General features: G+C 69.3%; 10 protein-coding genes. 4 read left to right on the forward strand and 6 right to left on the reverse strand.

Annotated elements, in window-relative coordinates; translation table 11 throughout:
- Positions 1-21: 21 nt before the first annotated feature.
- Positions 22-768, reverse strand: coding sequence for a lytic transglycosylase domain-containing protein (locus NJE57_RS18415; RefSeq protein WP_319029966.1), 747 nt, complete (start codon positions 766-768; stop codon positions 22-24).
- Between the two features lie 87 nt (positions 769-855).
- Positions 856-1,461 carry a TetR/AcrR family transcriptional regulator gene (locus NJE57_RS18420; protein WP_319029967.1) on the reverse strand — a complete coding sequence of 202 codons (606 nt, stop codon included), beginning with the start codon at positions 1,459-1,461 and terminating at the stop codon, positions 856-858.
- 45 nt (positions 1,462-1,506) lie between these two features.
- On the opposite strand from NJE57_RS18420, the gene NJE57_RS18425 reads away from it, so the two are divergent.
- The 4 genes from NJE57_RS18425 (at position 1,507) to NJE57_RS18440 (ending at position 5,344) form a co-directional block, all read left to right on the forward strand.
- Positions 1,507-2,736: an oxygenase MpaB family protein gene (locus NJE57_RS18425; protein ID WP_319029968.1), complete on the forward strand. Its 1,230-nt coding sequence runs from the start codon at positions 1,507-1,509 to the stop codon at positions 2,734-2,736.
- A 127-nt stretch (positions 2,737-2,863) separates the two neighbouring features.
- A complete protein-coding gene (locus NJE57_RS18430; RefSeq protein ID WP_319029969.1) occupies positions 2,864-3,499 on the forward strand; it encodes a hypothetical protein in 636 nt (211 codons plus the stop codon).
- Positions 3,496-3,939, forward strand: a complete 444-nt coding sequence (locus NJE57_RS18435) for a hypothetical protein (RefSeq protein ID WP_319029970.1) — start codon at positions 3,496-3,498, stop codon at positions 3,937-3,939. Before NJE57_RS18430 ends, NJE57_RS18435 begins: the two co-directional genes overlap by 4 nt.
- 67 nt (positions 3,940-4,006) lie before the next feature.
- Positions 4,007-5,344 carry an alpha-hydroxy-acid oxidizing protein gene (locus NJE57_RS18440; protein WP_413464436.1) on the forward strand — a complete coding sequence of 446 codons (1,338 nt, stop codon included), beginning with the start codon at positions 4,007-4,009 and terminating at the stop codon, positions 5,342-5,344.
- A 42-nt stretch (positions 5,345-5,386) separates the two neighbouring features.
- On the opposite strand, the gene NJE57_RS18445 is transcribed toward NJE57_RS18440, so the two are convergent.
- The 4 genes from NJE57_RS18445 to NJE57_RS18460 form a co-directional block, all read right to left on the reverse strand.
- Positions 5,387-6,409: a CNNM domain-containing protein gene (locus tag NJE57_RS18445; RefSeq protein WP_319029972.1), complete on the reverse strand. Its 1,023-nt coding sequence runs from the start codon at positions 6,407-6,409 to the stop codon at positions 5,387-5,389.
- Positions 6,409-7,824: a hemolysin family protein gene (locus NJE57_RS18450; RefSeq protein ID WP_319029973.1), complete on the reverse strand. Its 1,416-nt coding sequence runs from the start codon at positions 7,822-7,824 to the stop codon at positions 6,409-6,411. Before NJE57_RS18450 ends, NJE57_RS18445 begins: the two co-directional genes overlap by 1 nt.
- Before the next feature lie 196 nt (positions 7,825-8,020).
- A complete protein-coding gene (locus NJE57_RS18455; RefSeq protein WP_319029974.1) occupies positions 8,021-8,152 on the reverse strand; it encodes a putative transporter small subunit in 132 nt (43 codons plus the stop codon).
- Positions 8,153-8,171: 19 nt separating this feature from the next.
- A complete protein-coding gene (locus NJE57_RS18460; protein WP_319029975.1) occupies positions 8,172-9,815 on the reverse strand; it encodes a sodium:solute symporter family protein in 1,644 nt (547 codons plus the stop codon).
- Between the last annotated feature and the right edge of the window lie 568 nt (positions 9,816-10,383).

Here is a 10,383-nt window from a genome sequence, read left to right on the forward strand (position 1 = left end):
GGTGTTCGGAGAACGCAGCTACTACGGCGCCGTGGTCCCCACCGAGTACGCCGCTGCCGCGTCGCGCACGTCCATGACGTACTCGCGGGAGGCGTTGTAGGCCAGGACCGCCCGCTGCCAGTTCTCGGCCTGGGACAGGTCTCCCCCGTTGGTGCACAGCAGGCGGGCGGCGGCCACGGCGGCGTCGTCGATCTGGTTGGGGTCGGCGCGCCCGTCCCCGTTCGCGTCGACGCCGTACTTGCGCCACGACTCGGGGATGAACTGCATTGGGCCCACCGCCCGGTCGTTCTCGGTGTCGCCGTCCAGCTCCCCGCCGTCGGTGTCCGGGATGTCGGCGAAGCCCGGCGACCCGTCGAGCTTGATCCCGATGATCGGCGGCAGCGCGTAGCCGTCGTCACTCAACGACGCCCCGCGGTACCGGCCGTGCCGCGTCTCCACGTGCCCGATCCCGGCGAGGGTCGTCCACGCGAGGTTGCACTCGGGCCGGGTCTGGCGCATGGTCTCCGCGGCGTTGCCGTAGGCGGCCAGGGCGGCGACGGGGATGTTCATCTGCTCGTTGATCTCCTGCGCCCACGGCCGCAGCTGATCGGAGGTCCGGCCGGGGGCGTTGATGTCCACGGGAGGCACGGGCGCTCCGGCGGCGGGCGGGATGCCGGGCGGGATGTCCGGCGGGGCCTCGCGGGTGGGACCGTACGAGCAGGCCGATGCCACCACGGCCACGGCGAGGGACAGGGCCACAGCGCTGCCGCGGCGGGGGTGAATGGTCATCGAGTGCCATAGTGCCCGAATCCCGACCATCGGCGCGTCCGGGTATCCCCTGATCTGCAGCCGCTCGCCGCTCCCGGCGACCCCGGTTCACCTGCGCGGGGCGTACCCCCCGGCCAGGGCAGTGAACTCGTCCAACAGCGCCTCCCGGCTGATGGCGGGCTGGTCCAGCACCCATCGCACCGCCACGTTCTCCACGGCCATCACGATCACCCACGCGCGGGCGGCGGGGTCGATGGCCGAGCCGCCGGCCGAGGCCCCCGCCGCGGACAGGTAGACGGCCAACAGCTCACGGACCCGCAACTCCAGCGCGCGCTGCGCGTCCCGGTGACGCACGGCGGGAAGTTCCTCCCACACGATCCGCAGCAGCCCGGCGTCGATCTCCAACGCGGCGAGCAGCGCGTCGGCGATCGAGCGCACGGTCCCCGGATTCTGCACGTCCACCGGGCCGGCGCCGGCGAGGGACGCGGCCACGCGGTCGGAGATCTCCGCCGACCATCGATTCATGACCTCGGTGACCAGCGCGGATTTGTCCGGGAAGTACTGGTACAGCGAGCCCGGGCTCACTTCGGCCCGGTCGGCGACGCGGTTGGTGGTGAACGACTCGTAGCCGTCGCGCACGAGCACAACGCGAGCAGCCTCCACGATCCGCTCGACCATCGCCCGGGAACGTGCCTGCTGGGGAACCCTTCTCATAGACGCGAATTGTATGCGAGTAAATACTCGCGTCATAGTTGCACCATGACCACAGCGCCTGAGCGTGACGCCGTCACCTCCCCGTACCCCACCCGATACCGCGAGGCCGAGGACCGCTCCCGCCGCATGGGTCGCGCCCTCAAGCACATAGCCCGCGTGGACAAGATCGACGAGAAACTCATGGACCGCCTCGGCCGCGGCTACCTGGAGAAGGACGAGCCCGGAGCGAGGTTGGCCCGCGCCATGCGGCTGCGGTCCGGCGAACCGGGAGCGGTGAGCCGTCGCCAACTCGACCAGGCCCTCACGAGCGGGTCCGCGGGCCTGTCCGACGACGCCCCCGAGGCGCTGCGCAACTACATCGCCCTGCTGGAGGACACCCCGGACTGGGTCGACTGGGACCAGATCGCGCACGGCCAGAAGGTGTACCTGCGCCTGGGCCAGAACGCCGCGGACATCCTGCTGCAGCTCTCGCTGATCGGCGGCTACCGCTTCGGCGGACCCACCGACCTACTGGTGGCGACCGGCGGCCTGACCGGCAGCACCACGCTGCGCCGGCTGGCCGAGACCAGCCACTGGACCATGTCCCTCTCGATCCCCGACGGGCTGCGGCCGGGCGGCGAGTCGTGGCGGCTGACCGGGCACGTGCGCGCCATGCATGCCGTGGTCAACGAGGCGATAGAGCCCCGCTGGGACACCGATCGGTGGGGCCTGCCCATCAGCCAGAGCGACCTGGCCGCCACCCTCGGCCTCTTCGACGCCGTGGTCCTGCTGGGCGTGCGCACCCTGGGCGTGCCGATGCCCCGCCGCGACTCCGACGCCGTGATGCACATGTGGCGCTACGTGGGATGGCTGATGGGGGTCGACGACGACTTCCTGGTCAGTAGCGAACGCGACCGGCACCGCATCAACTATCACATCCTGCTGGCCCAGGCCGGACTCAGCGAGGCGGGCCCGCAACTGACCCAGGCCCTGGTCGAGGCCCAGCGTCAGCGCAAGCGCAGCGGGCCGCTGCCCGGCGTGCGGGCGTGGGTGGGGCACGAGCGACTGCTGAGCATGCTCACGATGCTGCTCGGCCGCGAGTCCATGCGCGAGTTCGGCCTGCCGGTCCGGCCGCCGTGGGCGCACGCCTACCTGGTGGCGCTCAACGGTCTGCGGTACCGCACCCCGTGGGGCCGCGCCCGGCTCGACGCGTGGGGCGAGAAGGTCCGGGCACGCGAACGCAAGGAGACCTTCGGCGACGCCCCGGCCGACATCGGAAGGCCCGCCCCCGCGTGAGTCCCGGATAAGGTCCCTGCGCCCATAAGGTCCCTGCGCCACAGACGCCGATATTAGGCGGTTTCGGCTAATTGTCAGGAATTAGGCATATTCACCTTATGTCGCTGGACTGTGGCAGGATCGCCTCATGTACGTGGTGACGATCGACCAGCGCGGCAGCCGAATCGCCGAGGACCTGGTGCCGGGACTGCTCCGGGACCTGGCGGACATCCCCTGCGCAGCCGCCTTCGAACGCACGGCGGGCGACGAGGTCCAGGGCCTGCTGACAGACCCCGCCGCCGTTCGATCAGCGCTGCTCGTGGCGCTGCGCGGTGGCGAGTGGCACTGCGGGGTGGGGGCGGGAGAGGTCGACGACGACTCCTACGCAACCGGGACGCGGGCCGGCCGCGGGCCCGCTTATCTTGCCGCGCGCGAGGCCGTCGAGGCGGCCAAGTCGTTGAGCAGCTCCGTCGCGGTCCGCGTCCCGGCAGGGGGCGGCGGTCGGGCCGGTGGTGATGGCACGGCCTGGGCCGCGGACTGCGAAGCCGTGTGGGCGCTCGTCGCCCCCCTGGTGCTCGACCGGACCGAGGCACAGTGGCGCGTGGTGGACGCCGTCGACCACTCGGACACCCAGGCGGCCGCCGCCCACGAGCTGGACATCACCCCGGCCTCGGTCAACGGCGCTCTGCGGCTGTCACGGATCCGCGAGGAACGCGCCGCCTACCCCGCACTCGACCGACTCCTCGCCGGCGCGCACCAGGCCGCGACGGGAGGGCCGCGATGAGCACCTGGCCCGAGTGGATCGTCGTGGGGTTGATCGTCCTGGTCAGTCTCGGGGTCTCCGCCGGTCTCGGCTCACCCATCGCGTCGCTGGTCCTGCGCTCGGCCCGAGTGCCGAAGCCGCCCACGGTCGAGGTCAGCGGCGATTCGCGGACCCCGGTCGTGCAACGGCGCGAGAACTCCGAACCGCAGCTCCGCGAGGTCCTGCGCGGCGGGATGTGGATCGGGATCCTCGAGCGTGTGGGGCTCACGGCGGCGATCCTGGCCGGGCGCTTCGAGTTGGCAGCCGTGGTGGTGGCTATCAAGGCGCTGGGCCGCTATCCGGAGATCAGGGAGAACCCCGCGGTGAGCGAGCGGTTCATCATCGGCACCCTCACCTCGCTCCTCGTGGCGGCGGCGTGCGGCGCGGCCGGGCTGGCGGTCCTGCACACAGTCGTGATGTAGAGCGGTCGTGACGTAAGGCGGTCGTGACGTAGGACGCGGGCCCACAGCCCTCAGTAGTCTCACCGATATGACGTCCGACTCAGCGACCCCGCACACGGCCTCCCCCGGCGCCGAGCCAGAGGCGATGGCCCCCGGCCGCGCGCGCCAGAACACCATCTACCGGGCAGGGGTCTCGGGCATCACCCCCACGGTGCCGACCAGTGCGGAGAAGCTCGAGGCCGCCGCGCGCCGGGCGCTCCTGCGCCGACCCGGCGGCAGGCGGGCCTGGGCCTACGTCTACGGAGGGGCCGGCTCCGGGCTGACGATGGCGGCCAACCGTGAGGCGCTGGACCGGCGCCGACTAGTGCCGCGGGTCCTGCGCGACACCGCCGAGCGTGACCTCTCGACGCAGGTGCTCGGGAAGACGCTCCCCGCGCCGGTGATCGTCGCCCCGATCGGCGCCGCCGGACTGGTCCGCCGACACGCCGACGTGCATGTCGGCCGCGCCGCGGCCGAGCGCGAGCTGCCGTACATCCTGTCTTCGCAGGGGTCGTCTCCGATGGAGTCCACGGCCGCGGCGATGAAGGACGGCCCCCGCTGGTTCCAGCTGTACTGGAGCAAGGACGAGCAGCTGGTCGACAGCTTCATCTCCCGGGCGGAGGCCATCGGCGCGGGGGCGCTTGTCGTCACCCTCGACACCACCACCCTCGGCTGGCGGCCCTGGGATCTGGATCTCGGCTCGCTGCCGTTCACCCGCGGCGTAGGGATCGCGCAGTACACCTCGGACCCGCGGTTCGCCGAGATGGTGGCCGAACGGGTGGCGCAGGAGGCCGGCGAGGACCCGGACCCGGTCACGGTGACGCCCAAAGCGGTCCTGACGCTGCTCGAGATGGCGCGGAACCACCCGGGCGGGTTCCGCGGGAACCTGCGCGCTCCGGAGACCCGCGCCGCCGTCCAGACCTTCCTCGACACGTTCTCCAACCCGTCACTGAACTGGGACCACATCGCCACACTGCGGGAACGGACCCGGCTGCCGGTCGTCCTCAAGGGCGTCCTGCACCCGGAGGACGCGCGGCGGGCCTTCGACTCGGGCGTCGACGCGGTGATGGTCTCAAACCACGGAGGTCGGCAGGTCGACGGATCGATCGGCACGCTCGACGCCCTCGTGCGGATCCGCGAGGCCGTGGGCCCGGAGCCCACACTGCTGCTGGACTCCGGGATCCGCAACGGCACCGACGTGGTCAAGGCCATGGCGTGCGGGGCGGACGCCGTGACGCTCGGGCGGCCCCACATCTACGGACTGGCCATCGCGGGGCAGCAGGGGGTCGGCGAGGTGCTGGACAACCTGCTGGCCGAGATCGACCTCACGCTCTCACTCTGCGGTGCGAGCTCGTGGGACGAGGTGGACGCCTCGCTCCTGGCGTGAACCGCTCGTCACGCGGGGCCCCGAGCCGGGAACGGGAATCCCTCAGCTGATGTTCTCGGCATCCTCCGGCAGGAGGTGCCGCAGGATGTCGGCGATCGTGACCACGCCGACGAACCGGCCCGCGTCCATCACCGCGGCCAGCTGCTCGCTCTTCTCCCGCGCGGTACCCAGCGCCTCGTACACCGGTGTCCGGACATCGAGCACCATCACCGGACGGGCCAGCGGGCCCACCGGATCGTCGACCGGCTCCATCAACGTGTCCCGCACGTGGACCACCGACGGGGTGGCCGAGTCCTCGTCGAAGACCAGGATCCGCATGTGCCCGGTACGCGCGGCCGCCTCGTGGACCTGTGCCACCGTGGCGTCCGCGGCGACCGCCGTCGGCTCCCTGGACGCATCGACCAGTGCCCCCAGGTCCAGGTCCTCCAGCCCCAGCGCCCCGGAGAGCGGGGAGCTGAAGGACTCCTCGAGGGCGCCGGTCTCGGCGGAGTGCTCCACGAGCTGGCGGATGGTGTCCGCGTCCTGACCGCCCACGGCAGCACGCTCGACCGGGGTGACGCCGCTGGCCGCGACCAGACGGTTGGCCACAGCGTTGACCCAGCGCAGGATCGGCCGGAACACCCAGACGAACCCCCTCGAGGGCAATCCGATGAACTTGGCGGCGAACTCCGGATGGGCGATCGCCCACGACTTGGGGGCCATCTCCCCCACCACCAGATGCAGGAAGGTCACCAGCAGCAGGGACAGGGCGAAGGCCACTCCGCCGGCGAGCTGCGCCGGGGCTCCCCACGAGGAGAACACCGGCCCGAGCCAGGCGTCCACCGCGGGCTTGGTCACCGCGCCCAGCGCGAAGGTGCACGCCGTGATACCCAACTGGGCACCGGCCAGCATGACGGTCAGTTCGTTGATGCCGCGCAGCGCCGCACGCGCCGACGCGCTGGTCTCGGCGTCCTTCTCCAACCGGTGCTTCCGCGCCCCCAGGAGCGCGAACTCGATCACCACGAAGAACGCGCTGAGGACGATGAGTGCGGCGGTGATCGCCGCGACGACGAAGGGATTGTCCATCACAGGTCACCACCCTTGTCCGCGCCGGAATCAGCGGAGTCACCGGAGTCAGTGGCGCGATCGCGTCCGCCCTCCACCAGCGTCAACCTCACCTCGCTGGGCACCAGACGTGCCACCTCGAGCACCTCGATCTCCAGGGCGAACTCCTCCGGATGGTGGGAGATCAACTCCCGGGGATCCATGGGCAACTCCACGGTCACCGTCTGCCCCACCTCGGGCAGCTCCCCGTGGGTCGCGATCACGAGCCCCGCAACGGTCTCGAAGTCACCATGCGGGAGCTGGCGGGCGATCGCCCTCTCCGCCTCGTCGATGTGCACGTCTCCGTCCATCCGCCAACAGCCGTCCTCCTCGAGCGAGATAACCGCCTCGGGCTCGGCGTCGTGCTCGTCCGTCAGCTCGCCGACCAGCTCCTCCGCGAGGTCCTCGATCGTCACCACTCCGGCGAACCCCCCGTACTCGTCGACCACCGCGGCCAGCTGTGTCTTGGCCCGGGTCAGGGTCGACAGGGCGTCCGGCAGTGACATCAGCGAGGGCACTACCACGGCGGGACGCATCAGCTCGTCCACCGTCGCGTCATCCCCCGCCCCGGCGCGCAGCAGGTCCGCGAGTTGGACCATCCCCACCGGCTCCTGGTCCGCGGTGACCACCGGATAGCGCGTGTGACCGGTGGCCATCATGGCCCGGATCTCACCGACGGTGACCTCGGGGGTGACCACGGTGGTCTGGGGCCGGGGGATCATCGCGTGCTCGACCGTGCGATCCGGGAAGTCCAGGATCCGGTCGATGAGCACCGACAGGTTCTCGGGCAGATCCCCACTGGTGCGGGCGTCGGCGACGATGCGCTCAAGGTCCTCGGCCGTGGCCGTGGAATCGAGATCGTGAACGGGCTTGACACCGACCACCCGCAGCAACAGGTTGGCCGCACGGTCGAACACCACGATGAGCCAGCCGAACACGGTCAGGTACACCCGGGTGGACCGGGCCAGGCCCAGCGCCAGCGGCTCGGGGTTGGCGATCGCCAGATTCTTGGGATACAGCTCACCGAAGATCATCTGCACCACTGTCGCCACGACCAGCGCGAGCATGGTGCCCACCGACACGCTGACCGCGAGCGGCACGCCCACCCCGCCCAGCAGCTCACCGAGCGCCTCGCCGACCAGCGGTTCGGCCACGTAACCGACGAGCAGGCCGGTGACCGTGATCCCCAACTGGGCGCCCGAGAGCATGAACGACGTGCGCTGCGTGACCTTGAGCGCCCGCTCCGCCGCCGCGTCCCCCGCCTCTGCCCTGGCCTTGAGCCGATTGCGATCGACCGACATGTAGGCGAACTCCTGCGCCACGAAGTAGCCGTTCGCCGCGATGATCGCGAGGATCACGACGATCCCCAGGAGCAACGTCAGGATGGTCACACCCACCGTGCCACCTCCGCTCGGCCGTGCCCACTCAGGGCGGTGAGGGGACGAACTCGCCGGACACGTCTCAGGCCCGGGTCGTCATTCGACCCGGGCCTGCTCGGAGGAGTACCCATCAGGGTGCTTCACACACTCCACTTCTGGAATAGGGGTCTGTAGCTCCCCCGAGTATGACTGATTCCCGCAGAGGGGGCATCGGCTAGATGATCGGGACGCCGTCGCGCTTGGCCTCGGCGGCCTCCTTGACGAAGGCGCCGACGAGGACGGCGAGGACGCCGGCAACGATCACGGGCCAGATCAGCACATAGATCGTGAGAAGAATCGGTGTCATATGCGGTTGCCGTCCTTTCCTAGACGCGGACGACGTCGTCGTCGTCATCACTGTTGTTCTGGTCCTTGTTCCCGGCGCCGGCCTCGGCGAGTTCCTCCGCCACCTCGACGGTGTCGTAGTCGGCGGTGCGGACCGCGATCGTGGCGAAGTCGAACTCCATCGAACTGCGGTACGACATCGCCACGCAGACGATCGTGCTGACCGCGTACGCGACCAGTGACGCCGTGAGCGTGTCGTAGTCACGCAGGAAGCCGAGGATGAACGGGGCGCTGGCGAGCGCCGCGACCACGGCCACCACGAACGCCGGCCTCAGGCCGAGGAACCCGAACACCATCAGTCCGAGCACCACGCCCACACCCACCACGGCGAGCGCCTCGACGCCGTAGGCCAGGACGCCCGAGTCCGGGACCAGCCCGAAGCGGGTGGGCAGGAAGACCGCCAGCGCGACGAGCACCGAGACGGTGAAGGCGCTGTTGGTGACCTTCTTCCAGTAGAAGCTCGCGATCACCGGGAACACCAACGCGCCCCACAGAGCGCCCACGAACACCAGCAGATCGAGGATGTTGAACCTGATGTTGGCGAAGAACAACGCCGCGACCGTGGCCAGGACCATGGTGATCCGGCCGACGATGAGCATCACGCGGGGGTTCGGCAGCTTGCCTCGTCCACGCATCCCCTGGCCGTACAGGTCACTCATCGCGATGGACGACATGGCGGACAGGTCCGAGTCGGCGGTCGAGGAGAGCGAGCCGATGATCATGATGAAGAACACCGCCACCAGGAAGCCGGGCAGGTACTCGGCCGCGACCTGCGGCAGGACGTTGTTCGGGTCGCCGTCGACGGGATCGATCCCCGCGTAGAGAGCGAGTACGCCGACCATGCCGATGCCGATGATCGTCGCGCCGTAGCCGATCGTCGCGGTGATGAAGGTCGGCTTGATCAGGTCCTCGCGCACCGCGAACAGCCGCTGCGCGATGGTCTGGTTGCCGATCGCATACGCCAGCACCGCCGCGATGTACGGCGCGCCCTGGTTGAGGAACGCGTCCGAGGAGAAGAACGACTGCTGCTGCGGGGTCAGGTTCTGGGCACCGGTGGTGAACAGCTCGACTCCCCCGAGGAAGAAGAACATGGACGGCACGATGATGATCACCGCGCCGAGCATGGCCAGCACCTGGGCGAAGTCGGTCAGGACCGAGGCGCGGAAGCCGGACCACAGCGTGTAGAGCAGGACGCCCGCGGCGATCACGATCACGCCCTGGATGAAGCTGAACGGGCTGAGCATGGAGATCAGCGCGCCGCCGGCGATGAAGTTCGACGTCAACGAGATGACGGAACCCAGGATGTTGGATCCGGCCAGCATGAACTGGGAGGACCTGCCGTGGCGGGCGAACATCACCTCGGCCAGGGTGTGCGCCTGCGGGGCGACCTTGCGGATGCGCTTACCGAAGGGATAGATGAACAGGATCATCAGGGCTCCCCAGAACCCGTAGTGGATCGGCCCCGAAATACCGTAGAGGTATCCGGAGTTGACCGAGGCGTACATCGACGACGCCCAGATCCACTTGGCGGTCATCGACGCCGCCGAGATGCCGAACCCGATCTTGTGGCCGGCGGTCATGAAGCTGTCGGCGTTCTCTTTCCGCTTCGCGATCCGCGAAGACATGAACATGGTGCCGCCGTAGAACACCAACAGAAGTAGAACCACGGCCGTTGCACTCAACGCAGTAGAGCCCAGCAAATCTGCCCCTTTCCCTCTTCTTTTGTCATGTGAACAAGCTGAGCCTAGTGAATGCAGTGGCTTAACAAAGAATCGGTGCGGGGGTCCGTGTTGTCCGATCGGCCAAGTAGCGGCCGCGATTTGGTGAGTTTTGACCCGATTTGCTATTCGGCACTGGAGGAACTATCCAAACGGGGTTCGCGGCGGTCAGGATGCTCCGGGTGAGGGTCGGGCTTCGGGGCGAGCACCTAGGCTGCGGTCCGCTTGTCGCATCCGCTCCTCCATCTCCGCCCACCGCCTCCGCTCCTCCACATCCGCTCGCTGCCTCCGCCCCTCCACATCCGCTCCTTCTACATCCGCTCCTGGGGATGCACTCACGCGCGAACCGCGCCCTCTCTGTCAGCCTGGGGTGAGACAAACCGTGGGGGCGTGAGGATGTGATTGTCATGACCCGATCGACAGGGAAGATCCCGAAGCGCACTGTGGAGGAGAAGCTGCGGATCGTTGCCGAGTA

The sequence above is a fragment of the Dietzia sp. PP-33 genome (genome assembly GCF_033790845.1).
In the GTDB taxonomy this organism is placed as follows: Bacteria; Actinomycetota; Actinomycetes; order Mycobacteriales; family Mycobacteriaceae; genus Dietzia.

Excerpts from the sequence above, each read along its gene's own strand:
- NJE57_RS18415 (WP_319029966.1), bottom strand. The coding sequence starts at position 768 with ATGACCATTCACCCCCGCCGCGGCAGCGCTGTGGCCCTGTCCCTCGCC.
- NJE57_RS18420 (WP_319029967.1), bottom strand. The coding sequence starts at position 1,461 with ATGAGAAGGGTTCCCCAGCAGGCACGTTCCCGGGCGATGGTCGAGCGG.
- NJE57_RS18425 (WP_319029968.1), top strand. The coding sequence starts at position 1,507 with ATGACCACAGCGCCTGAGCGTGACGCCGTCACCTCCCCGTACCCCACC.
- NJE57_RS18430 (WP_319029969.1), top strand. The coding sequence starts at position 2,864 with ATGTACGTGGTGACGATCGACCAGCGCGGCAGCCGAATCGCCGAGGAC.
- NJE57_RS18435 (WP_319029970.1), top strand. The coding sequence starts at position 3,496 with ATGAGCACCTGGCCCGAGTGGATCGTCGTGGGGTTGATCGTCCTGGTC.
- NJE57_RS18440 (WP_413464436.1), top strand. The coding sequence starts at position 4,007 with ATGACGTCCGACTCAGCGACCCCGCACACGGCCTCCCCCGGCGCCGAG.
- NJE57_RS18445 (WP_319029972.1), bottom strand. The coding sequence starts at position 6,409 with ATGGACAATCCCTTCGTCGTCGCGGCGATCACCGCCGCACTCATCGTC.
- NJE57_RS18455 (WP_319029974.1), bottom strand. The coding sequence starts at position 8,152 with ATGACACCGATTCTTCTCACGATCTATGTGCTGATCTGGCCCGTGATC.
- NJE57_RS18460 (WP_319029975.1), bottom strand. The coding sequence starts at position 9,815 with ATGTCTTCGCGGATCGCGAAGCGGAAAGAGAACGCCGACAGCTTCATG.